General features: G+C 44.2%; 14 protein-coding genes. All 14 read right to left on the bottom strand.

Features of this window, described 5'->3' with window-relative positions:
• Positions 1–105: 105 nt before the first annotated feature.
• Positions 106–3,234 (bottom strand): SusC/RagA family TonB-linked outer membrane protein, encoded by a 3,129-nt coding sequence (locus FPZ43_RS18170; RefSeq protein ID WP_146383346.1) that lies wholly within the window; start codon positions 3,232–3,234, stop codon positions 106–108.
• A gap of 34 nt (positions 3,235–3,268) precedes the next feature.
• Complete coding sequence (locus FPZ43_RS18165; protein WP_146383345.1) at positions 3,269–4,975, bottom strand: RagB/SusD family nutrient uptake outer membrane protein; 1,707 nt, start codon at positions 4,973–4,975, stop codon at positions 3,269–3,271.
• 23 nt (positions 4,976–4,998) lie between these two features.
• Positions 4,999–8,127, bottom strand: a complete 3,129-nt coding sequence (locus FPZ43_RS18160) for a SusC/RagA family TonB-linked outer membrane protein (RefSeq protein ID WP_146383344.1) — start codon at positions 8,125–8,127, stop codon at positions 4,999–5,001.
• 101 nt (positions 8,128–8,228) lie between these two features.
• Positions 8,229–9,215 carry a DUF4961 domain-containing protein gene (locus tag FPZ43_RS18155; protein ID WP_146383343.1) on the bottom strand — a complete coding sequence of 329 codons (987 nt, stop codon included), beginning with the start codon at positions 9,213–9,215 and terminating at the stop codon, positions 8,229–8,231.
• A gap of 17 nt (positions 9,216–9,232) precedes the next feature.
• On the bottom strand, positions 9,233–9,715 hold the full coding sequence (locus FPZ43_RS18150; RefSeq protein ID WP_146383342.1) for a DUF5004 domain-containing protein: 483 nt from the start codon (positions 9,713–9,715) through the stop codon (positions 9,233–9,235).
• Between the two features lie 26 nt (positions 9,716–9,741).
• The gene (locus FPZ43_RS18145; RefSeq protein ID WP_146383341.1) at positions 9,742–11,475 is read right to left on the bottom strand and encodes a RagB/SusD family nutrient uptake outer membrane protein; all 1,734 of its coding nucleotides are present in this window, start codon (positions 11,473–11,475) and stop codon (positions 9,742–9,744) included.
• Positions 11,476–11,729: 254 nt separating this feature from the next.
• Positions 11,730–12,554, bottom strand: a complete 825-nt coding sequence (locus FPZ43_RS18140; protein WP_146383340.1) for an alpha/beta hydrolase — start codon at positions 12,552–12,554, stop codon at positions 11,730–11,732.
• Positions 12,555–12,559: 5 nt separating this feature from the next.
• Positions 12,560–13,984: an SGNH/GDSL hydrolase family protein gene (locus tag FPZ43_RS18135; protein WP_222431003.1), complete on the bottom strand. Its 1,425-nt coding sequence runs from the start codon at positions 13,982–13,984 to the stop codon at positions 12,560–12,562.
• A gap of 57 nt (positions 13,985–14,041) precedes the next feature.
• Positions 14,042–16,189: a glycoside hydrolase family 31 protein gene (locus FPZ43_RS18130; RefSeq protein ID WP_146383339.1), complete on the bottom strand. Its 2,148-nt coding sequence runs from the start codon at positions 16,187–16,189 to the stop codon at positions 14,042–14,044.
• A 7-nt stretch (positions 16,190–16,196) separates the two neighbouring features.
• Complete coding sequence (locus FPZ43_RS18125; RefSeq protein WP_146383338.1) at positions 16,197–18,509, bottom strand: GH92 family glycosyl hydrolase; 2,313 nt, start codon at positions 18,507–18,509, stop codon at positions 16,197–16,199.
• A gap of 115 nt (positions 18,510–18,624) precedes the next feature.
• A complete protein-coding gene (locus FPZ43_RS18120) occupies positions 18,625–21,171 on the bottom strand; it encodes a glycoside hydrolase family 38 C-terminal domain-containing protein (RefSeq protein WP_146383337.1) in 2,547 nt (848 codons plus the stop codon).
• Positions 21,152–22,570: an SGNH/GDSL hydrolase family protein gene (locus tag FPZ43_RS18115; RefSeq protein WP_146383336.1), complete on the bottom strand. Its 1,419-nt coding sequence runs from the start codon at positions 22,568–22,570 to the stop codon at positions 21,152–21,154. The genes FPZ43_RS18120 and FPZ43_RS18115 overlap by 20 nt, the downstream gene beginning before the upstream one ends.
• Positions 22,571–22,621: 51 nt before the next feature.
• The gene (locus FPZ43_RS18110) at positions 22,622–23,374 is read right to left on the bottom strand and encodes an SGNH/GDSL hydrolase family protein (protein ID WP_146383335.1); all 753 of its coding nucleotides are present in this window, start codon (positions 23,372–23,374) and stop codon (positions 22,622–22,624) included.
• A 166-nt stretch (positions 23,375–23,540) separates the two neighbouring features.
• Positions 23,541–24,734, bottom strand: a complete 1,194-nt coding sequence (locus FPZ43_RS18105) for a DUF4185 domain-containing protein (protein ID WP_186461890.1) — start codon at positions 24,732–24,734, stop codon at positions 23,541–23,543.
• Positions 24,735–24,903: the final 169 nt, after the last annotated feature.

Below are 24,903 nucleotides of genomic sequence, written 5' to 3'. Positions count from 1 at the left end.
CCCCGGATATGTGCCCTTTATTAACCAACTAATTTGAATAAAAATACTTAAATAAATCGATTTAGCAAATAATGAAAGAGAAAAATTTCTCTTTCATTATTTATTTTAAAATGTAACCTGCAGGCCAAGTGTTGCTACGCGTAAATTAGGGTAAACATCGCCAGCCGAGCTGGTTGCAACCTCCGGATCCTGTTGATACCTGTTGTAGTTGCGCCAGGTAAATAAGTTGTATGCGCTCAGGTATAAACGGGCGTATTTAAATTTAAAAGGCAGCAGCTTATCCGGAAACTGGTAACCTATATCAACACTTTTTAAACGGACATAGTGTGCGTTTATTAACCAGTAGTCTGATAGGTAGTTTGAAGGGCTGCTAACTGACAGCGGATCGGTAGTCAAGCTTGGAAACTGTGCGGATTGCGCAGTAGTGGGTGTCCACCTCTCCTGGTGTATCGGCTGAAACTGGCTTTTAAAAGGCTCAACCCCGGTACCCACCACAGCAAAGCTGTAACCATAGGCAGCCTGCAACAACACGTTCACGCTAAAGCCTTTATAGGCAACGCCAAGTGTTAAACCAATGTTTGTATTAGGCAGGTTTGGTTTGCCAATGGCAACCTGGTCATACACATCTATTTTACCATCGCCGTTTACATCCTGATATTTCAAATCGCCTGCCTGCACGCGGGTACCATTGGTTGGCGTGGCGGGCTTATCGGGCGCGTTGGCAGCTATTTTATTCACATCGTCTTCGGTGTAAAAGCCTATGTATTTATAGCCAAACGGCTGGCCAATTGGGTGCCCTGTGCGGTATAGCCACGGGTAGGCTGGCGCAGCTTCACGCTGGTCGGTGATTTTGTTTTTGGCATAAGAGAATACCAAATTCGAGTTGAACTGAAACTGGCCTACAGATGTGCGATAACCAATTTGTGCCTCAAAGCCACGATTTATAGATCGGCCTGCGTTTACAGCAGGTACACCGACACCAATAATTGAAGATATATCACCAGGGAAAATCAACTGATTATAACGGACGTTACGGAATACTTCGAACAACACGCTTAATTTGTTATTAAACATATTTGACTCCAGAGCGATGTTCAGCTCCTTTTGCGACTCCCAAAATACGTCGCTGTTAGCAAGTGTACCTTCACTTATACTACCAAACGGTTGTCCGCTCACACCAAAGTTGTAGCCCAAACCATTATTGTAAAACTGGCTGTAAATGTAGCGTGAACCACCTATAGCGTCAGACCCTACTACACCATATGATCCTCTTAATTTAAGGTACTGAACAAAGGATACGTTGTCTTTAAAATAATCTTCCTTGGCAATGTTATAACCAACAGATACTGCCGGGAAAAAGCCGAAACGATGGTCGGAAGCAAACCTGTCGGTACCATTGTAGGCCGCGTTAAAGTCTATCAGGTACTTGTCTTTATAACCGTAACCCACTTTTATAGACTGCCCGCTAAATTTTGACGGAGGATTGGCCTGGTCATTATCCTGATACTGATTGTATAGCAGCAAACCGGTAACATGGTGATCGCCAAAAAACACCCTGTCGTAAGTGGCAAAGGCCTGCAAATTTACACGTGTAATATAGGTGTTGGTGTTACCTGTAAGGTTATAATCTGAGAGCACATACTGCCCTCTTGGATCAAGCGTATACGTTTTAGTTGTTGGATTATAATAATAGCTCGGTGGATTGTAGCTTGGCAAACCCGAACTATTGTAGCGATATAGCTGCTTGGTATACTGTTCGATACTTGAATAGCTTAACCGGCCGGTAACCGAAAGGCCGGGCGTTATGGCATCCAGCTTTTCGTTAATATCAAAAAGCGAGTTAAAATCTGTCCGGCTGGCACGGTCATAACCACCATTGGCAAGCCTCGCATTAATGGTACTTAGCTGCTGCGGTGTATTTTTTAGCGATGTGGTATTAAACTGCGAGAAGTTGTATGCGTAGCTGCCGTTAGGGTTTAAAAACGGTGCCGAGTAAGGCGTAACCTTGGTAAAATCATATATCTCACCCAATATGTTTGATGAGTGGGGTTCGTTGATGGTACCAAAACGTGCGCTTAAATCAAGCCTGATGCTTAGGTTTTTATTAGCCTTTAAATCAAGGTTCGAGCGGAAGTTATAGCGTGTGTAGGCGTAATTACTATTAATTTGGTTTTGCGGGTCGGCAAAATCGCGCAGCAAACCACTTTGTGTCAGGGCGCCGCCGGTGATAAAGTAGCGTACATTATTGGTACCGCCAGATATATCAAGATTGGTATTACGCTGGTAAGTATAATCTTTCAGAATAGCTTTATACCAGTTAACGTCCGGATGCCCGTATGGGTCGCTACCGGTTTGAAATGCCTGCAGATCTGCCGGGGTAAAGGATATATTGCTTGCGGGCAGGCCATAGGTGCGGTTGTAATTTGTTTCGGCCTCATTTATCAGCACTGCAGCATCATGCGCGTTCAAGAAACTCGGTATTTTGGTAGGCGACTGCACACCTGTTTCAACCCTTAGGTTTACGCTTGGAGCACCCATTTTACCGCGGCGTGTTGTTACCACCAATACACCATTGGCACCTTTAACACCGTAGATTGCAGTGGTTGATGCATCTTTTAATATTGTAATGGTTTCTATCTCATTAACATTGATCTGCTGCAATTGGTCGGCCTGGTATTCTACGTCATCCACGATGATCAAAGGCGTGTTAGAGCCATTGATAGAGCTTAAACCACGTATATAAAAGCTGGCAGCATCTTTACCCGGCTGCCCCGATGTTTGCTGTGAAAAGAAGCCCGGTAACCTGCCCGATAAGGTATTTTGCACGTTGGCAGTTGGCACGGTACGCACCTCGGCAGCGTTTATCTGGCTGGCCGAGCCGGTATTGGTTATACGCTTTTTGGGTTGATAACCAAGTACAACTACCTCTTCCATATCCTGGCTGGTTGATTGTAATATAATGTCAATCTCGTTTGATTGGTCGAGCTTAACTTCCTGCTGCCTGAAACCGATGTACTTTACCAGCAAGGCATTAGCGTTACCTCTTAACCTGATGGTAAATCTTCCGCTTGTATTAACAATAGCAATATTTGCCGGGACACCTTTTTCGCTGACGGTAGCGCCGGGTAAAACACCCGATGCATCTTTTACAGTACCGGTTATCAGCCTGCCCTGCGCCAGCAATACAAGTGGCGCAAGCACGATGATGAATGATAATAGTATAAATTTTCTCATAATAAGTCTTGTCAATAATTTGATTAGCAGTTTATTACCATCCCGGATTTTGTTTCAGATTAGGGTTTTTCTGAGTTTCGTTAAAAGGTATAGGGTACAGGTACATGGCAGGCGATACAAATTTTGTATTGAGCACATTTACATAGCTGTAGCTGAAACCTGTGGCCGTTGGCCGTATAACTACCCCGCGGCGTGGCTGGTTCATAACCGTTTCGGCAATCTTCCAACGGCGGATATCAAAATACCGGCTTTCCTCAAATGCCATTTCAACACGGCGCTCGGCCCTTATGGCATCGCGCATTTGATCTTTTGTTAAGCCTGCAGGCAATGTAAACGGGCTTAGGCCGGCACGCTGGCGTATCTGTTCAACAGCGCTATAAACAGATGCATCCGGCGAAGCAAGTACTTCATTTTGTGCCTCGGCGTATGATAGTAGTATATCAGCATACCTGAAAATCATCCAGTCTTCCGGCGATGTACCGTAATTGCTTTGATTTTCATATAGGGCCATAAACTTGCGCATGTAATACCCTGTTTGCGTTTGCTGCACACCACTGTTTGGCTTGCTTCGGCCGCCTTCAAATGTTTGCACGGTTGAACCCAGCCACGGCGAATTGTTGTAAAAAACGGTGGCTGTTAAACGTGGGTCGCGATTGGCATACGGGTTCGCCGGGTCGTAACCGGAGCCTGTAGCTGTTATGGCCAAGCCGTTACTCATCGGGAATGCATCAACCAGATCTTGTGTTGGGCTGGTTTTGCCCTGCCCTACCGGGCTTGTTGTAAAACCAATAGGCCCGTTGTTGGCTTCAACGGTATTTACGTTACCGTTAGGGCGCTGAAATATCACCTCGGTATTGCCCGGCACCTGGGTTATAAAAACATTTTTAAAACTTGGCACCAGTTGAAATGCATTTAGATTCATGACTGCTTTGGCGGCAGCGGCAGCTGCAACCCATCTTTCGGTACTAAAGTTTGCATAACCGGTTAGGGGGTTACCTGCATCAATATTGCCGCCGTTAAAAAGCGGGCTTGCGGCATAAAGCAATACCTTTGCTTTTAAAGCCAGCGCCGCGGCATTGGTTGCCCTTTGCGAGTTGGTCGCAGGGTTGGCAAGCGGCACGGTGTACATGGTATCCTTTACAGCATCGCACTCTTTAACAATATAATTTACGCACTCCTCAAAAGTATTGCGGGGTACGTTCAGGTCATCATTTATGGTGTACACCTTATCGCCCAAAAGCGGCACACCACCATAGCGTTTAACCAGGTTAAAGTAAAACATAGCTCGCAGGAAACGGGCTTCGCTTTTCCATGCGTACTTCATAGATATGCCCGGTCTAAGCTGATCCTTAACCGGCACCAAATCAATGTTTGATATAAACATGTTTGTTGTGCGTATGGCCTTATAATTTTCTTCCCAAACGTTGTCGCCCTGTGGCAAATTGGTTGCGTTGTATAAACCAGTTCCCAGGCGGTAAATATCATTAGTGGTTACGGTTGATGCACTTATTGCATCGTCAGAAGCTGCATCAAGGTACTCGCCGTTTACACGGTTATGCCCCGATTTTAAGTTTGCATAAGCGCTGTTAAGGTAGGCGTATGCATTGGTGCCAAGCGAGTCGTTTTTATCAAAAACGTAATCTATGGTGCGCTGCTCTGCCGGCACGGGTTCGTATTTTTTACAGCCTGTAAAAACAATTGCTGCAGCAAGTACCGGTAATATGTTATATAATGCTTTCATGATCATGATTTCCTTTGCTGTGTTTATAGTTTTACACTTACTCCGGCGTTAAAAACGCGTTGTATAGGGTATGCAATACCGTTTACTTCAGGGTCGATCCCCTTGTAACCGGCAACCGTTAATAGGTTTTGCCCGTTCACAAAAAACCTCAGGTTTGATACGTTAATGCGAGACGTAATTCTGTTTGGCAGTGTATAGCCTATCTCGGCATTTTTAAGTCGCACATAATTTCCGGAGTGTACGTAAAAATCAGACGGTGCTCCATTATTTGGATTTGCGCCAAGGGTTAAACGCGGCGATGTAGCTGTTGCAGCTGTTTCGGGTGTCCAGCGGTTAAGTATAGTTGTATATGCTTGCCCGTAAGGCGCTGTACCAAAGCCACCCTTACCCATAAAACCTTGTGTAATGTCTCCCTGGCTAAATGATATTTGCCTGTTTGTTACGCCCTGTAATAATATGCTAACGTTGAACCCCTTGTAGTTAAATCCAAAATTAAGCCCATAAAATACCAGCGGTTTTAAGCCTCCAATGGCTGATACATCGTTTTGATCGATAACACCATCGCCGTTAAGGTCCTTGTATTTAATGTCACCGGGTTTGGCCACATAACCAACTGTTGTAGCGCTGTTATTTATTTCCTCCTGCGTTTGGAAAAAGCCTAATGATGTATAGCCGAATATTGCCGATAGCGGCTGGCCAGTACGGGCCATCCATGGGTAAAGCGGTTTAAGCTCATCTGCATATACCTGTTTGGTTTGTAAAAGGCTGGCGTTGCCCGTTACAAAATAATTAAAGTCGCCAATGTTACTTTGGTGGGTAAGCGTAAGCTCACCTCCTGTCATGCGGCTGATTCCAATATTCTCAAACGGATACCCTGCCCCTATCAATTGGTTACTATTACCACGTTGCTTAAGCAAATTATAGTAGCGCTCATTAAAGTAGTCGGCGTTTAGGGTCAGCTTATTGTTAAATAAGTTGATATCTGTACCTATATTAATTTTATGGGCGCGCTCCGGGTTGATATTTGGGTTGATAACACCGGTAGATTCTCCGTAACCCCCACCATTGGAATAGCCCGTGCCCTGCGGATATGCCCCGCCCGAGCCAGAGTCAAATGTTTGCCTGTAGGCGAAGTAACCGGTACGGTCAATATTATCATTACCAGTATTACCATAGGTTGCACGCCATTTCCAAGAGTTTATCCAGCTAATGTTATCTTTTATAAAGCTTTCTTTACCCATGTGCCAGCCAATGCCGCCTGCGTAGTACCAGCCAAAACGGTGACCTGCAGGGTAGCGGTCATCTCCGCTATTGTTAAAAACACCCGTAATAAAGTATTTTTCATCGTAGTTGTACGCCAGCTGTAAGGCCCTGTTTTGCATAAACTTAGGCAAATCATAAGTAAGCAGTATGGATCTGAAATCATAAAAAAGTAATGCGTCGAAATTATTTTTACCAAAGCCCCTGTTATACGCAACTGCACCTTGTGAATAAGCATACCTTGAGTTTGATACGTTATTGAATGAATTATTTTGTGACCTTGATGCCCCGTAAACGTTGTAGCTGCCGTCGGGGTTAAGTTGGTAAACAGCGTTTTGTAGGCTCCTGTCAATAAAGCTTTGCGAGTTTACAGCAAAGTTGCCTTTACCGCGTAATGACAAGCCCTTTATGGTATTACCTAAATCATACTTTAAATCAAGATTGGTTAATATATCGTGATTTTGGGTATTGGTGTAGCCCGAGTATTGGCTCTGCGCCACCAGGTTGTTGTTGTAAAAAGTTTGGTTAGTACCGGCAAAGCTGCCATCGGGGTTATAAACCGGGTAAGCGTTATTTGGCAACCCGTATAACGTGTTCAAAATACCTGTAAAACCGCTACTGCCCTGGCCCGGATAGGTTATGGTTTGCACGCGGCCAAATAACTGCAAGTCGATATTAAAGTTTTTGCTAGCAGTGATGTTAATGTCGGAGTTTAATACATACCGGCTTAAATTGTTATTGGTTTTGAATGAAAGCGAAGGATCTGACTGTAATATACCTGCCTGGTTAAAGTAGTTTAACGATACCGAGTAGCGGGCTACCGCATTACCGCCTGTAACGTTAAGCTTGTAACTACGTATAGGTGCATTTTTGCGCAAAATAGTGTTAAACCAGTTTACGTTTGGATGCCCTAACGGGTCGCTGCCATTGCGGTAAGCTTCAAAATCAGCTGCGTTGTAAAGCGGCTGGCCACCTCCATTTTGCGAAGCCTCATTATATAAATAGGCATATTGGTAGGCAGGCAATGGCGTTGGCAAACCTAAGGATTGTTGTATGCCTGCTTGTGCAGTGAACGATATCAGCGTGCGGCCTGCCTGCGCCTTTTTTGTGGTAACAAGTAATACCGCGTTTGAGCTGTTTATACCCAACAGAATAGTTGATAAACCATCTTTTAATACCGATATCGATTCGATAGTCTCAGGATCTATTGAAGATATTTCGCGCTGCACACCATCAATTATGGTAATAGGTGGTTGCGGACTATTAAACAGATCCCTCGCACCACGAACCTGCAAATTAAACTGCCCGTTATTGTCATTAACAGTTTGGTTATGGCTGGTAACATAATTAAATAAAAATGCGGCTGTAGTAGGAGAACCTGCCTGTGGGTTACCAAAACCACTTGCTTGTTGCGTATACAAGCCTGCAAGCTGCCCCGGCAATGCATATGTATACAGCGAAGCAGGCGTAGTGGTTAGCTGGTTTGTATATATTGTTGATACCGATCCCAGATTTTTATCTGCATCAACTGTGTTGTAAAGTACATCTATCTTATCTGTGGTTTTCAAATACCTGTCAGACAGTTGTACGCCAATACTATCTGTACGATTTACTTTAAGCTGCGCTACGTTAAAGCCTTTGGCAATAAAACGCAGTGTACTTCCCTTTTGTGCTGCTATGCTAAAGCGTCCTTTTTCGTTGGTAACTACCGTATCGGTTGATTTTACTGCAAATACTTTAACCCCTTTTAAAGGAGCGCTAAACTGGTTAAAAACCATACCGCTTACCTGCCCCGGTAATGGCGCCTTATTTTGGCCCCGGGCATGGTTAATGCTAACCAGGGCAAACATGGTTACCATTAAAATGCTTTTTGTAAAGTAATTATACTGCATAAAGTGAGGTTTAATATTGTTGCCGACAGGATACACGCCGGGCTATACGGGCGCGTTTGCCGTTAATTTTTTTAGTTATTTTATGGTTATTGTTATGCCGACTAATTGCAGTTAAACTTCAGTACAAAGGGCACCTCTGTGTTACCTACCCCCACTATTTTTGCACCTGTTTCATCGGTGAAAGTATAGTCGATACTGGTTATGGTTTGGCTGGCATCTACCTTGAAATAGCCCCGTGGCCACAACGTTATCGAAAACTTATTCGTCGCCGTTTGCTGCAACCTTGATCTGTCTTCGCGGCCGCATACCGTAATGTTCTTTCCATCTGATGTATGGGCGGTTGCACATATGTAAATATCCTGCTCGCCCTGCAGCGCAGTTTTGATAATAGTGTTATCAAAACTTATACTTTGATAATCGTTATCAAGCGATTTAACCGGGTTTATTACTGATAGTGCCGGATTGCAATAATCTATCAGGTCGCCGGTGCCTGCTACTTCAAGACAATCGGCATATTTAACAGGCCAAAGGTTAGGGCTGCCATCATCAAGGCCGTCTGTGTTGTTACATACTATATAACCCAACTTTACGGATGTGTTAAGGCCATCAACACCAACCTTCATTTTTATGGTGAACACAGCTTTCACATCTTCGCCTACAGCGGTAAGGCTGGTTGTGGTCCGGAAAGGCACCCATTCCATATCGTCAATATAATTAGGGCCAATACCAAGCTTATTGCGCATCCTGGTGGCCCAGTTTTCACCATTTTTTGCGCTGGCGGCAACCTCACTGGCCGGTATCAGCGTAAGCACGCCATTACCTTTAATTGAGGTATAACTTATGGTGGTATTTTGGCCAAGCTTCCAGCTTTTAGGTGCCAGTATGCCCACTATTATACGGTTGGTTTGGGCACCATCTACCCTGAAATTGGCATCGAGCGTAGCGGTTATCTGGTCGCCGGCATTGGCCGTTTTGGGTTGCACTATGGAGTTGATGACAAACTCACAATTGCTTAACAAAAGTATGAACATAAAAAGGGTTACATACCTTATCAGCTTTTTACGGGTGTTTTGTAAAGATTTCTTCATATAACCTGCCGGGTTGATCAGTTAATTTTTTTGAATGTGTATTTGTAAATATTTCTGTCGCAGCCCGGGCTAAAAGTTAGCGTAATGCGCCTTTTACCTTCCACAACCGGGAACACGAAGGAGGACTTTGCTTCTTTAGCCGCGCCGGTTGCCTTAAAAGTTATATCAAGCGGGTATTGCGGGTCATTAAATACGTATTCGCCATCGGTGCTCACTATAAAAGGAACAGGGTTACTAAGGGTGTATTTACCGTCGGCAAATGTGATGTTGAAAGCACTTAAGTGTGTCATGGCATCGGGCAGGCTCAACAACTCCGATCCGTTAAGTGTTGCAGATGTGATAGACCATGTACCGTTGATATCTTTAACCGCTTCTTTGGCATTGGGCACCAAATGCTCCGTTTTGCACGATACCGCTAATAACAGGCTGCAGGCAGAAATAAGCATACATAATTTGTTGCGGTATGATGCTGCTTTATGTTTTGTGTGGTTGATAAACATATTGATTAAATTATTTATTGCAGATACTAATACCCTGGATTTTGAAGCGTTAAAGATGACTTTGCCACTTCGCCGGCCGGCAGCGGCCACAAGTATAAGGCTGGCGAAAAACCATGTTTGCGTACATCTATAAGTTTGTAAGCTTGCAATACACCGGCAGCATTACGCTGCACTTCCAAACCTGTCATTTGTAGGGTTTGTGTAGCATCGCCAAGTTTCCAGCGGCGTACATCCCAAAAACGATGACCTTCAAAGGCCAGTTCAAGCCTGCGTTCGTCCTGTATGGCTTTACGCATCCCATCTTTGCTTAGGCCTGCAGGCAACGTGTATGGGTTTAAACCGGCACGTTGTCTTATACGCTCGACTATAGGGTAAGCTTTTGATGGCCCTTCAAACTCGTTGGCCGCCTCGGCGTAGCTGAGCAAAACCTCGGCATACCTGATCAAAGGAATGCAGCGATTTGTACCGTTAAATGAGTTGGGAACTGCCGCAGGGTCGAGCATTTTGCGGCCATAGTAGCCTGTTTTAGTCCCCGCATAAATAGCGTCAACACCTACCCCTTTACCATCTACTGTGTAAATATTGATGGGTATTTGAGATAATGATGCGTTGGTGATCCAAGTAGACTGATCCCGTAATATGGTGTAAGCCAGGCGCGGATCGCGGCCCTGGTAAGGATTATTAGCATTATAATTTGATGCCGGGTTGGTTATGGCAAGGCCATTAGCCATTGGGAAAGCATCAACAAGTTCCTGGTAAGGATACCCTCCGCCTCTGCCTGCGCGGGATGGTGGTAAATAAATACCTTCAAGTTCTCTATTACCCTGGTCTTTCATGAGCTGCCATATATACTCGCTGTTTTGGCGTTGTGTGAACAGGTATTGAAAACCATAACCAGGGGCGGTAGCATTATCAACAACCAGGCTGAATGTACCCAAATCCATTACTGCTTTTGCAGCATCTTCTGCAAGCTTCCATCGGTTGGGGTCGTAATTCTCGTAACCTACAAGTGGTTTTTGAGCGGCACTGGCAATGCCAAGGGGCGTGCTTGCGCCCGGCGAAGGATCATTAAATAACGGGCTTGCCGCATATAGCAAAACCCGCATTTTAAGCGCCAGGCATGCACTTTTTGATGCCCGGCCAAATAGCAGCGCAGATTGCAGAACAGGAAGATCCTGCCCCGCCTTGTCGCACTCGGCCAGGATATAATTTACGCAATCAGCATAGCTCGCCCGGCGGGCCTCTATTTTGTCTTTATAATCATAAACGGTATCACCAATCAATGGCACGCCGCCATAATGTTTCAGCAAAATAGAATAGTACCAGGCACGTAAAAAACGCGCTTCGGCCTTTGCCTCCACTTTGGTTGCTGCCTTAAGCGGCGCCCTGTCAACGTTTTTAAAAAATACGTTAACAGCCCTTATGTTGTTGTAACAGGTTTCGTACGCATCGCCAGAAACGGTATTGGCATCTACAGAGCCGTTGGCAAAACCGATTGTGGTTCCGGCAGTGTTATCGTACGGTTCAGCCTCATCAGATGCTACATCTAAACCGCCATTGGTAAAACGATTAGCAGCCTCGCTAAACCCAATTTTGATATATATGTTAGTTAAGAAGGCCATAGTGTTTACGCTATCCTTAAAAACCTTGTCTTGCGTAAGGTCAGTTGTTTGCGTCTGCCCCAAAAATCCTTCCTTTTTACAAGAAAAGAGGGTAAGACAGGCCAAGCCAAATGAAATAAGAATGTAGAGTTTCTTCATATCATAATTTAATTTTTCAGTAAAGATTTTACGCCTGGTTAAAGCGTTTGCGGATGCGCTTGTGCAGCACTATAATTGGTATGTCCGTTTATCAAATATAAATTATAAAAACGATTTAGCAAATATTTTCATATATAAATTTAAAGTGCGGTAAACTTTTAAATAAATGCTAATAATTTGCCGTATCTGGCTATAATGCTGGTATTTTAATGCTGATTTAAATATTGAAATATCAATGCTTATAGCGTTTTAAATCAATTTAGCTTATTAAAATACCTGCTAAAAAAAAGCATTTGATAATTAACTGCATTGCTCCAATAATCCCACGTATGCCCGCCGGGCCTAACCGTATAGTCGTGAGGTATTTTTGCGGCCAGTAATTGCTGGTGAAAATCGTTATTGATGCCGGCAAAAAAATCGTCGGCGCCGCAATCAAAAGTTAGTTTTAATGCATTTGGCTTTAACTGAGCCAGCATGCCAACAACGCTATGATCGGCCCAGCTTTTAGGGTCGTCTTCATACTTGCCTAATATTTGGTTTATGGCGAAATCCTTTGCGTAAGGCTTAAGATCCACACATCCACTCATTGATCCTGCTGCACCATACATATCCTGGTGCTTTATTGCAAGGTACAAAGCGCCATGCCCGCCCATGCTAAGCCCCGTTATTGCGCGCCCGCTCCTATCTTTTATGGTAGAAAAATGGCTATCTATATAAGCTACCAGTTCTTTTGATACGTAAGTATCGTACATCCAGTAGTTGTTTACAGGGCTATCAATATACCAGCTTGCAAAGGCACCGTCAGGGCAAACTATAAGGTAATTGTATTGGTCTGCCAGGTTTTGTACCGCAGCATCTTTGGTTATCCAATCGGCATAGTTGCCGCTAAAGCCATGCAAAAGATACACTACCGGGTACTGTACCTTTTTAGAATACTTTGCAGGTAAGATCACCACCGCCTTAATGTCTTTTTTCATGACCTGGCTGTGGGTTAGCACAGTATCAACTTTGGCTGCTTTTGCCTGGAGTGCAGCAATTACTAAAATTAGTGTAAGTAACTTTTTGATAAGGGTGTTCATAGGTTTTAGTTGATACGTGTGAGCGATATTTTACGGGTAATAGGCTTATTTATCTTGTAGATTTGCCCAAGCAGTACATCCATTTCCATTTGCCACGTGTCACGAACGGATTTATACCTCGATAACAGATAGTTGGGCTTATTACCGTTTACAAACACTTCCTTTACAGCACGTTTATTTACAGTGTCCATTGCTGCGCGGCTATCGGTATTGTGTAAGCCTACATCGTATAAAACATTATACTCGATAAAAGCGTGGTTGCGCAGGCGGCGTTCAATCTCCCAACGTTCCTCGTTTAAATCCATTACCTGTATGGCCTGCTGGTATTGCGGTGTATAGGTTTGCTCGGCAAGGTTTATACCCGCAGCAAGTTCGGCAGCCGTCCATTTCCCAATAACTTCGTCATCAATTTTAAGCTGATAGTTTCCGGCGCTTAGGTTTTTAACGGTAAGCATTTCGGTGTTAAACTCCTTCATGAAAGGTATCACTTTCATCGCATCCCATTGCCTTTTATGGTTACCCCAACCGCGCGAAACGGTATCAAGCGGGTACGGTAAAGATTTAGCCAAATAATTAAAGCTTAAATTATTGACCGAGCCGGATACCTTGGTAACATTACTGTTTAAGGCCTTTAACACTTTTTTTGAAGCAGCATCAACTTCTACATCAGCAACTGCATTGTTGGCCAGGCCCTGTGCCTTGAGTATTAAATAAGCCATTACCATGTGCCCATCGTTATCAGGATGTACCCTATCATTAGGTGTAAGGCTGTATGCCGGATTATTTGCCTGCTCGCGTTTGTTTATGGCGGTCATTGGGCGGTTAAGGTCAATAAACCCCCATTTATTTTTAGCTGCGGCAGCTTGCTGAAATTCGGCCACTTTTAGCAAAGCAGCACTTTTACCCTTGTAAAGGTTATTGGGCGTTGCTGTTGTTGTTTCATCATAAGGTGATGATGCTATAAGGATATTTTTAACATTTGGCAGCGCCTTCATTTTGGCCTCCATCTGGTAATAATATTTGTAGGAAGTATCTAAACGTGCCTTTGCCGTTTGCTCGGCATCCCCCCGGTACCACTCAAAATACCCGGTATCATTCATGCCCCAGGTAAGCGTAATAACCGTAGGTTTTCGTGCCAAAACATCATCATCAAACCGTCGGGCCAACTGCTTGGCCGCATCCCCGCCAATACCAATGTTATACATGGTAAGGCGCATGTTTGGGAAATGCGTCATATAGTAAAGCCACACATACGAATGGTAGTGCCCGCCATCGGTAATACTGTTACCTACAAAAGCCACCCTATCTCCGTGTTTAAAAGGCGATACATTTTGCGATTCGGCTTGGCTACCAAAGCACAAAGCAGCGCCGGTAAAAGCTGCCATCAGGGTAGCTTTGATATCTCTTTTAGTTGATATAAGTTTTCTCACTTTAAATGATTAATCGATTTAGTTGTATATCGCAATAGTTATGTAGATATAGTAAGTTTAGCGTATTTCCCGCCAGCTCTTTATCCGGTATTTAAGCGCGTTGTAATTGCCGGTACGTTTTACGTAGCCCTTACCTTTTTGCCAGCTTAAGTTAAGGGTATTGTAGTTCCCCTTTTCGAAACTATAGGTGGTTCCATCGTCTTCAAACAAAGTTGTAGCAGCAGTTATATTTTGGCCGTAAACCCTGCAATCAATATCAAACACTGTTGCAGCATTGGTAAATTGCACGGGTTTAGCCAAGGGTAAAACAGTGCCTTCTTTTACAAATACCGGCAGTTTATCAGTTTGATTGGTAATTGTATACGAGCGGCCCCCTGCGTATTTTTGCTCGGTATTGTAATCGTACCAGTTGCCCTGTGGCAGATAAACCTCGCGCTGATTGCTATTACCTGTTAACGGGGCTGCAAGTATGCCCTCGCCTATCATGTACTCATTGTCAATACCATACACATTTTTGTCGGCCGGGTAATCAACAACCAAGGCTCGGAACGGCGGTACACCTTTCAGTTTGTACTGTGCAAAGGCGTTGTATAAATATGGAATTAAGCTCATCCTAAAATTGAGCAATTGTTTTACCGTTGCCTCAACTTCCTTAGCATCCGCCATAAATTCATTACGGTTGTTTTTGCCTTTGTCATACTGTAGCCATGGCGGGTTTTGCAGGTACCAGCTGTTAAACAATGTCTGGGCAGATAGTACAGCAGTTTGCGTGCGCCGCAGCAGCTCTGTTGATGAAGATGATTCTCTTACCTCGGGCGACCATATCAACCCCGAAAACCCGGAATTAGGGATCATTTGTATGTAAGCGGGATGCTCATAAATATCGCTATACAAGGCTGCGGCATAAGGTGTTGCAAATGCGTTTGATGCTCGTACATCAAGCAAAGTACGTGTATTATTGGCCCTGTACAGGGTTAGCATGGCTTTTTGATAAAGCAGCCCAAATAACTGGTGCATTTGTTCGCCGTCTATCCCCGAAGGGAACTCACTTAATTCCGGGAAACTCCAGGTACCGCTGCCGTAAGCAAGGTTCGAGTTATCGCATTCATCGAGCTTAAAGCCTGCTATGCCTTTATCGGCAAATGTGGCCTTGTGATAGGCCGCAAACTGGTTCCGGGTTGTTTGATCGGCAAAATCAGGTACTAACCCACCCCAAACCTGGTAATTGCCCGATCGTGATTTCAATTGATTATAAAGCGGACTTTTAGGGTTAACGAAGGCGTGTTCCCAAAGATTGATCTTAAAATTACTTTGCTTAAGGCTATCAATTAAGTTTTGCGGGTTGGGGAAGAGCTTATTGTTCCATACGTACGAGCATGAGTAAGCCGCTGTTTGCCATTCGGGCTCTAAACCCAAAACATCGCAGGGTATGTTGTTATCCCTAAAATATTTAGCCATTTTATAAACCTGCCCGGCACTGAAATCGGCCTTTACACGGTACTTAACACCCAATGCCCACATAGGCGGCAACACACCACCGCCTGCAAACAAGTTATAACGCTGGATGGCGGTACGCATATCCGGGCCTTCAAACACAAACACTTCTATACCTATTGCACCAGGAATATCAACGGTTACGTAGTTAGATGCCGCTTTGCTGCCGCCATATAAATCATTTACAGATTGTGCGTTTTTTGGCCCGTCGGGCGCGTTTGCATTGTCTTTAACCTTTGCAGCCGTACCACAATAAAAAGTAGTATATCGCGATGTATTAATTAAAATACCATACCCGCCTGTGGATACATAATATGGCATTGGCGCATGTGTATAACCAACATTATTAAGCGGATTATCATTCACTATGGGCCTTTTGCGCAATCCCCGTTGATTGAATGAGTTAATTTGCATGCCAAAGCCATACAATTGCTCATCATCTGTAAGGGGTATCTCCACCACCACTCCACGCGCAGTAACTTTTATCCTGATATCGCTCGCTTGAAATGGCGCTTTATCATGTGGTAAATCAGCAAGCGCCTGCCGGCTTGGTGCCTCGGCAAAGCTTTGTGGCGTAAATTTATCGATGCTTCCAACACTTAACTTTTTAACGCCGGGCGCTGCATTAACCATGCTGACCTGCTGAGCCTGGCATATCTGCAACCAGCCAGGAAAAATTAAGACGACTAAAAAATATATCAGTTTTTTCATAGCTGTGTTAGTTTACCAGGCACCATGTTTTGGATGGCTTATCGCCCATTACCAATTTAAGTGTGCCACCGGCGCTGATGTCCGAATAGTCCAGGTAGCATTTGTTATATGCTTTGCCGTTTAGCTCTGCACTTTGGATGTATATATTTTTATCAGAGTTATTAACGGCGGTAATGTTGAATGACTTCCCCTTAGCGTACTGCGGATCAAGCTTTATGCTGATATTGCTGAAAACAGGACTGGTAATTTCCTGGCGGGTATCGCCCGGGCAAACAGGGTGCAAACCAATGGCCGACAAAATATACCATGCCGACATTTGGCCAACATCTTCATTACCGACCAAGCCCTCAACACTATTGTGATAAGCGCGCTTGCATATGGCGCGAGTCCATTTTTGAGTAAGCCAGGGCGTACCCACCCGGTTAAACAGGTATGGCACATGATGTACAGGCTCATTGGCATGGTTATAATAATCGTTCCACATCATATCCTGCGGTGCCTTTTCAAAAAAATGCTCCAGATCGGCAGCTACTTTGGCATTGCCGCCCATCAGGTTTACCATGCCGTCAACATCGTGTGGTACAAACCAACCTTGCTGATAAGGATTGCTTTCGATACAACCGTACCATTGTTTTAACCTGCCAGAATTTGGCCACGCCATCCACTGGCCGTTTTGCTCTTTTGGCCTGAACCAGCCCTTCTGGGAATCAAACACGTTCCGGAAGGCCCGGCTGCGCCTGGTGTACTTTTCGTAATCTGCATTGTTACCCACCGCTTTGGCCAACTGCGCAGCGCACCAATCGGTGTAAGCATACTCTAACGTGTATGAAAGGCTTAAGCCACCGGGTGTGTATCCAGTATCACCGTTACCAAATTTTTCAACGGAGTTCCTGGATAATTCGTAGGCTTTCTTCAGGTCAAATCCGCGGATACCTTTGGCATAAGCATCGGCAATAACAGATACTGCAGGGTTGCCCAGCATACAGCCGCTATAGGCATTCAAAAGTTCCCAGCGCTCCAGGTAGTTTTTGCCTTTCTCATCGGCAAGGGTTACCAGGGAATTAATCATATCATTAACCAGTGCGGGATTGATTATGGTTTGTAAAGGCATCTGGCTCCTGAAAACATCCCAACCGCTAAAAATGGTGCGCTTAGTAAACCCTACCGGTTGCTTCGCTATACCATCGCCACCGGGATAGCGGCCGTCTGCATCCTGCATTGTTCGTGGGTCCAGCATGCTGTGGTACATGGCGGTGTAGAATACCGTTTTTTCTTCTTTGCTTCCGCCCTCTACGCTTATTTTGGACAAAGCATCATTCCAGGATCTTACTGCCTGTTGATGTACCGCTGCAAAATCCCAATTGCTTATTTCGCTTTTTAAATTGTTGCGCGCACCATCAATGCTCACGAATGAGATACCCGTTTTTACTAATACGACCTCGTTAGTTGCAGTTGGAAATTCCGTAAAAAAGCCAAGTTGTTTGCCCTGCAACTGCTTTTTGCCTTTGATGATCTGCGCAGCGGCCACCCTTGCCTGGTATTTTTCGCTCGTTACGTCGTCGCGTTTGCGTGGCCAATCGGCAGGGATATCGGCGCTCCAAAATCCATAGCTTTTTAGCGGCTTGCTAAATTCGGCATGGAAGTAAACCGTAAAGTTTGCCTGGCCATCGCCATTGCCCCAGCCACCCCCATCGGGCATACATTTCATCCACCCCTCAATGGCATGATCATTTATTACTTTAACATACTGCTCTGTCGACGTACCACCAACCCTGCGTGCAAGGTCTATCTGAATGCGCGATTGTTTATTTTGTGGGAAGGTAAATTTTAAGATACCGCTATGCGTAGCGGCCGTCATTTCGGCCTGTATTTTATTATCGAGTTTAACAGAATAATAACCTGCCGAAGCTTTTTCACTTTCTTTAACGTAACCAGACCGGTAGCCACCCTGTGGGTGTTGCAAAGTACCGGCGCTTGTTTTTAACGCCCCGGTTGTTGGCATTATCAGGAAATTTCCTAAATCGCCAAACCAGCCCACCCCGCTCATTTGGGTAAGGACGAACCCCTCGATACTTGTGTGCTCATAACTATAGCCGGAGGCATTATCGCCGCCTGTAACAGTATTGGGGCTGACCTGCACCATACCAAACGGTGTAGCCGCACCCGGGAAAGTTTTACCTAAACCGTGATATACACCTGCCGCTGCCGTGCTTGTGCTTGCGCCTATCATAGGATTAACAAAACTCACGGGCGCTTGCGCGTTGACCAAAGCGATACCGGCAACAAAAGCCGCGGTAAGCGATAATACTTTTTTAAGCATAAATTGAATTACGGATGTGGTATGCAACCGCAGGAATTGGTTATAGCAAATATATTAAATAAAACGTTTTAGCAAAATCAATTTAAAATATTTGACGAAGGTGTTTGCAAAGCGTTCATTCAAATACTACCGTTTTAAAACCAAATTTCGGAATAGTTAAATCTATTTCGCTGGTATTGTCATTATGCTTTGTTGAAAGCAGGTTTCCTATGCTGCGCCCGTTAAGACTTACCAGGGTTGCCTTGTTATACTTGAAATTCAATTTAATCTTCTTCCTGCCGGATATACCTTCAGCATTAAAAAACCGCAACAATATTTTACCATCTTTTATTTGTGCTGCGCTGATAGTAAGACCGGTCTGCGGTGCCACCAGCCAACTGACGGTTTTAGTTTTTTTACCTGATGCAGCAATAAGAGGCTCGTTCCATTGAGCTGAAGCCGGCCATACACCGGCTACATCCCATTTGCCTTTATGCGGCATTACAGCATAATGGATGTAAGTTGGGCCGCTGGTAGTATAATTACGTCCCCACAAGCCCATGCCCGAATACTGCGTAACCAAGCCAAGCGGAAAGTTTTCCCCATGCGTATAACTGGTGGTATGATCGGTAAAAAGTGCCAAACCGTATTCGTTATTGGCATCGGTAACATCAACCCAGTTAAGTATAACGGTATTTTTGATACTGTCCCAACTGTTGTAAAATGTGTTGTCGAGCCTGCTTTCGGTTACGTCTAACGGGGCATTCTTGTAAACCTTCTGTCCTTTTAAATTAAGCGGAAATACGGTTACCAATTTGTTGCTATCGTTGTAAAAAGGTTTTCTATAATCGGTCCATTTATATTTTGTTTTGTCAACATCTTCACCAACGCCGACGTTATCTTTCCAATTAATAGTTAAGTGCATATCAATGACCGGCTCGCCTTTGGTGAGCGATACTGTCTGCGAAAAATTTGTACCGGCAATCTTACCCTTTATTAATACGCTTGCCCGCAGCGGTCCACTTTCTATAATGGTTATCTGTGCAGGGGCATCTGACGATCTTTTTAAACCGCCATTGTTATAAAAATTGCCACGCATGGTATTAAAGCCGTTCGGGCTTTTTTGATCCACCATTTCTTTGTTGCCTTGTTTGATTACCAGGCTTACAATACTGCCGCCTTTTTCAGGATCAAGTACAATACGATACAGGTCAGATTCGAGCATATACTTACCGTTGGCTTGCTTTGCAGCTTTCATGTTTTTTGCGGATGCCAAACTACCTTCAACAACATCAAACGTGCTGTAACCAAACGAAGTTGCCTTAGCCAGGAACATTAAACTATCACCCTGAACCTGCGTGGCCGAGAGCTTACCTGCGGCATCTTTAACAACAAGGCTTTTGCCTTTCAAGCTTACAGGTGTTAATATACTGACCAATTCCGTTCGACCTTTGGCCTGGGTATTTAGCACAGTTACTTGAGATGATTCTGTTTTAGCATCACCCGGTTTTTCAATCCATATATTGGTGATAACTTGGCTTAAATTATTTGAATTGAATGTCCATTTTACAACCTTATCGGCCCAGGTATCGCCATCCTTTCCATTGTAGGGAACAATCCAGCAGTCGTGATGCTGCGCCAACATCAGCGTACGCCATGCGCTGTCGATACTTGCCTTTGGCCACGTTTTATTAGCAATAATGCCTGCTATTGTAGCTGCCTTTTCTGCACGTATCAATTGGTTTTCGGCGTTGCGCACCCGTTGTGCCAGTTGTTGCGTTACCTGCGAACCCCAAACCAGGCTTACCAATATATCTTCCTGGCTTAACTTCCAGTCTTTCTTTTTATCTCCGGCTACTACATTTTCAAAGTAGTTGCGCCAGGTTGTGTATTTGTTTTTTTGTTGCTCGGCGTCCGCATTACCTAAAAAAGGACCACCTTTCCAGCCTGCGTCCTGCAGGGTCATGCCAATAGGATGCTTTATGCCGTAAGCCACAGCAGCATTGATATATTCCGGCGAGTTATTCCAAGCGATTGTTTGCCAGGTAGATTTTGGTTGAAGCTTCTCCACTTCATACCGTGGTACCGTTAAAATGGCAGAACCGTCGGGCCCTATCCAGTTTACCAATTCGCCGCCGAAGGCCCTTGTATATCCGCCAAAGCAGGTATTTGGGTTTTTAAGCGATGTGTAGTTGATGCCGAATGATGTTAAAATGCCAGGCAGCGCGCTTGTAAAACAAGGCTCTTCGGTTGAATAGGTGCTAAATTTTATACCAGGGAACTGGCTCTTTAGCATCGCCATGCCATAATCAAACTGCCTGATGATACTTTCACCATCAATATTATACAGGTAGCTTTGGGCGTAAGCGGGGCTCACATATTCTATACGCCCGTTAGCCGATTGATCATTCATAAAAGTTTTAAGCTCTTCGAAAGCTTTCGGATCAACAACTGCTGCACGACCCCAGGTTTCGGGTTCAATTTCAAGGTTAATTTTCCAATGCGGATGCTTATTAAGCATATCCACTATAAAGCGGGTATTCCAATCCGGATAATGGCCCCAAATGCCGCCGTGATAGCCATCGATATAGTAGGCCTGCTGGCCTTTTGCAGACAAGCCGCTAAGTACGGTTAACACAACAAAACACAGCGTTTTGAATATCTTATTTTTGAGTGATTGCATGATTTAGGTTATTAACCGCTTGTACGCTTATTTTATGGGCAACGGGTTTATTTATGCGGTAAATTTCGTTGGTGAGTAAATCCATTTCCTTTTGCCAAGCATCACGCACAGGCTTGAGGCGTGCCTTGTAATAGGTGTTAAGCACAACAGCCACAAAAAAATCTTTTTTGGCATATTGCTTTAATGAACTAACCGTGGCTTCGCTATCGTTGTGAAACAGCCCATGTGGTTTCATTATAGAATATTGTAGCCACCAATATTCGCGCAGGCGGCGCTCAATGGCCCAGCGCTCCTCATTTAAATGCATTACTGCTAATGCCTGCTGATATTGGGGCGTAGTACAAATTTTAGCCAGATTTATTCCGCTTTTAAGCTGCGAAGCCGTCCAACTGCCAATAAACTTATCATCTATTTTTACCTGATATTGTTGATTTTCCGCCAAGCCTGCTACCTGTAAGGTTTCCTGGTTAAAGTCATGCTCAAACGGCACCAATAATTCGGCACCTGCCTGTGAACGACCGTGCTTCCCGCTGCCTTGCATAACTGTATCTGTGGGGTAAGGCAATGCATTTGCTTTGTATATAAAATCTACCTGCTGTTTGCCGCCTGTAAGGTTGCTGATCTGGCAGTTTTCAAATCTTATAATTTTCTTCTCACTTGCGTTGATGCTTATTGCGGCTATCTTTTTGCCTGCAAAGCCCTGCGCCTTTAAAAACAGGTAGGCCATCACCATGTGCCCGTCAATAGTTGGGTGGATCCTGTCGAAACCTTCCAAAGTAAAGGCCGAATCCCTGGCTTGCTGCTGCCTGTTAATTGCCTGCATGGGCTGGTTAAAGTCAACAAAATCCCAATTATTAGTTTTCGCTGCTTGCTTTTGAAAATCGATAACCTTATTTATAGCTTCATTTTTCTGATAGATAACACCGGCCTTAATTTTGGCATTCCCATCGTAAGGTGACGAGCCTATCATGATTTTCCGGGCACCGGCATATTTCTGTAACTGGTTTTCGATATTTAAGAAGCTTCGATAGGATTTTTCGATTTTAGCCCGGTAATTGGAGTCAGCTTTTTCACCGGTTAAAAGTTGGTAGCCGGTATCATTCATACCAAAGGTTAGCGTAATTACCGTAGGCCTTTTATCAAACACGTCCTCTTGCAGGCGTTCGCTTATTTGCCCGGCTACATCACCACCTATGCCTGCATTAAAAAAGTCGAGCCGCATGTAGGGCATCCTTGTCATGTAATAAAGCCATATAAACGAGTGGTATCTCCCGCCATCAGTAATGCTATTACCTGTGAAAACTACCCTGTCGCCCGCTTTAAAGGGCTTAACTTGCTGTGCACTGGTAGTAACTGAGCGAGCAAGCAATAGCAAACAGATAAGTAAAAATATCCGCATTGATAAATCGTTTTAGTTGCGATATCCTGAGGACAGGGATACCGTATTCATTTATTTTTTTAAGACTTTCGCTATTTCAGATTCGGCGAGTGGTTCCATAATTTTATAACCAGCCATAGTTGGGTGCACGCCATCGCTGGCCAAACCTGCCTTCATGCCCCTGTCGGTATTCACCATTGATGTGTAGTAGTCTATATAACCCAACTTATTTTTTTGTGCAAAGTCCTTCAGCATGGCGTTTAACTTTATAACAGACTCCCGAGGGTCAATAGTTGGCTTCCAAGGAAAGGCAGCGGCAGGTAAAACCGACGACAGTATCACTTTAATATTATTGGCTTTTGCCAACTGTGCCATTGAGAATATATTCCCTGCTACATCATCTAGCTTTGACGGACCTGTGTTTTCGGCTATATCGTTGATACCGGCCAATATCACAACAACTGCAGGTTTTAAATTGATAACGTCCTCCCTGAAACGTACCAGCATTTGCGGTGTGGTTTGCCCACCTATGCCCCTGTTTATGTATGCTTTACCTTTAAAAAAATCTGGGTCGGTATTTATCCAGCCTTCGGTTATGGAATTTCCCATAAACACAACGCGTTTTTCGCCTGCAGCCGGAGCGGGGAGCTTTTCGTTGTCGCCTTCGTATCGTTTTATCCAGGCCCAGTCCTTGTGCACGCGCTCTTCAATTGCTTTTTGAAAATTAGCCCAGGCTTCGGCTTTTTTTTGCTCTTCAGTTTGTTGGGCTTTCGCACTCATTGCGCCCAGGGCAAGCAGGCAAAGTGTAAGTTTAATAGCTTTCATATTTAAAGGGTTAATATTATCCATGCCGCTGCAATTGATCTGTATTACAAATTCACCGGCATCAAGTAAGAATAATTACAATTGGTTATGCCTCAAATGTAAAAACAAACTTTAACATAACTAAATTGATTTAGCAAAATCATGTAACAAATTCCATACAGATATTTTATTGAATTTTTAATCTTATAAAACGAGGGCGATACAGGTTGGGGTCGGTCATTAAATCTTTGATAAACTCAAGCGAATTTATGTTGTAGCTAATCAGCAGTTCATTAGGGCCGGACAGGGTTGGATGTGCCTTGGCGTTGTACACTACATAAGTACTTTTTTTCAAATCAGGGTTACAATCCCATATTTTGATGATAGGTCCCCATGGCCCGGTTAATTTATTGGCAAGCCTTATACCAATATCAGTACTCATGCCATTTACCTGGAAAACCATAATGTATCGCCCATCCGCAAGTTGCGATACGCTGATCTCATTTGAGGCATTGCTTGTTATGTTGGCAACCTTATCCATATCCCCTACCCATGATGCCCCATCCCAAAATTGCCATTGCGCGTAATTGTCAAATTGCTTGGGCAGCACCCTTGCCAGCATAATATCTTTGCTGATGTTGCGAACGCCGTAAACATATACATAGCCGTCGGCATTTTTTGCTTGGGCGCTTTTAGTATTTACATAAATACCCGTGCCAAAAGATCCTATGTCGCCGCCTTTGCTTGTAAGGTAAAACGGCGTATCTTTTTGAAAGATATCTTTAAATGCCGGCGCCTGTTTAGGGTTAAGTTTTATTAAGGTATTACCCACCTCTTTAAAACCAAATGCATCGGTATTAAATGTTTTAACACGGTAACCAAAAATATACAAGGCGCCATTACCTTCGGTGTTTACAAAACCATCACCTAACCAATAATAATCGCCGGGTTGGGTTTGCGATGTACGCGGGATAAACACTGATTCGGCCGAGCCATCCTTGCTTTTTTCCCAATGAAATTTGAGGTTATCTGGCTGCGGCTTGCTGCCCGTGAGTAGGGCAACTGAATTATGAATCATTTTGTAGCCCGGCTGCATAGTGCCGTCTTTTACCTCACCAATCATACTGTCGCTGAAAATCAGCAGCGACTTATCTCCGGCATTTGACTTTCTGCTTTCAACCCCATTCAGAGGAATGGTATAAATACCATCGGCCCCAAACCAACCTTTGTAGCGCTTAAGCATAGCTGTCCATGCGGTGTCAGCTTCAACCGTAAATTTAATCGAGTTTTCGTCGATACCTATTGGCTTTAAAGATTGCGCCACCAATGAATTCTCCAGGTAAAAACATAGAAAAATTACGGCAGCTAAGTTTTTGATCATAAACCGTATAAACATTGCCTACTAATATATAGCAATTTATGATAGCTCCGTTTTTGGGTGCTATAAATTTAAAATAAAATACAAAGCCCATACAACACGGAGGATGCTGATGAAAGTGACCAATCCATTCCGGGACAAGCTGACAACCCATACCGCGGCAAACTGACCA

This window comes from Mucilaginibacter pallidiroseus (genome assembly GCF_007846085.1).
GTDB lineage: Bacteria > Bacteroidota > Bacteroidia > Sphingobacteriales > Sphingobacteriaceae > Mucilaginibacter > Mucilaginibacter pallidiroseus.
The sequence above is the reverse complement of the archived record's forward strand: the minus strand, read 5'-3'. Positions and strand labels throughout refer to the sequence as shown.

What these genes read in the sequence shown, in the direction of transcription:
- FPZ43_RS18170 (WP_146383346.1), bottom strand. Translation starts at nt 3,234, where the DNA reads ATGAGAAAATTTATACTATTATCATTCATCATCGTGCTTGCGCCACTT.
- FPZ43_RS18165 (WP_146383345.1), bottom strand. Translation starts at nt 4,975, where the DNA reads ATGAAAGCATTATATAACATATTACCGGTACTTGCTGCAGCAATTGTT.
- FPZ43_RS18160 (WP_146383344.1), bottom strand. Translation starts at nt 8,127, where the DNA reads ATGCAGTATAATTACTTTACAAAAAGCATTTTAATGGTAACCATGTTT.
- FPZ43_RS18155 (WP_146383343.1), bottom strand. Translation starts at nt 9,215, where the DNA reads ATGAAGAAATCTTTACAAAACACCCGTAAAAAGCTGATAAGGTATGTA.
- FPZ43_RS18150 (WP_146383342.1), bottom strand. Translation starts at nt 9,715, where the DNA reads ATGTTTATCAACCACACAAAACATAAAGCAGCATCATACCGCAACAAA.
- FPZ43_RS18145 (WP_146383341.1), bottom strand. Translation starts at nt 11,475, where the DNA reads ATGAAGAAACTCTACATTCTTATTTCATTTGGCTTGGCCTGTCTTACC.
- FPZ43_RS18140 (WP_146383340.1), bottom strand. Translation starts at nt 12,554, where the DNA reads ATGAACACCCTTATCAAAAAGTTACTTACACTAATTTTAGTAATTGCT.
- FPZ43_RS18130 (WP_146383339.1), bottom strand. Translation starts at nt 16,189, where the DNA reads ATGAAAAAACTGATATATTTTTTAGTCGTCTTAATTTTTCCTGGCTGG.
- FPZ43_RS18125 (WP_146383338.1), bottom strand. Translation starts at nt 18,509, where the DNA reads ATGCTTAAAAAAGTATTATCGCTTACCGCGGCTTTTGTTGCCGGTATC.
- FPZ43_RS18120 (WP_146383337.1), bottom strand. Translation starts at nt 21,171, where the DNA reads ATGCAATCACTCAAAAATAAGATATTCAAAACGCTGTGTTTTGTTGTG.
- FPZ43_RS18115 (WP_146383336.1), bottom strand. Translation starts at nt 22,570, where the DNA reads ATGCGGATATTTTTACTTATCTGTTTGCTATTGCTTGCTCGCTCAGTT.
- FPZ43_RS18110 (WP_146383335.1), bottom strand. Translation starts at nt 23,374, where the DNA reads ATGAAAGCTATTAAACTTACACTTTGCCTGCTTGCCCTGGGCGCAATG.
- FPZ43_RS18105 (WP_186461890.1), bottom strand. Translation starts at nt 24,734, where the DNA reads ATGATCAAAAACTTAGCTGCCGTAATTTTTCTATGTTTTTACCTGGAG.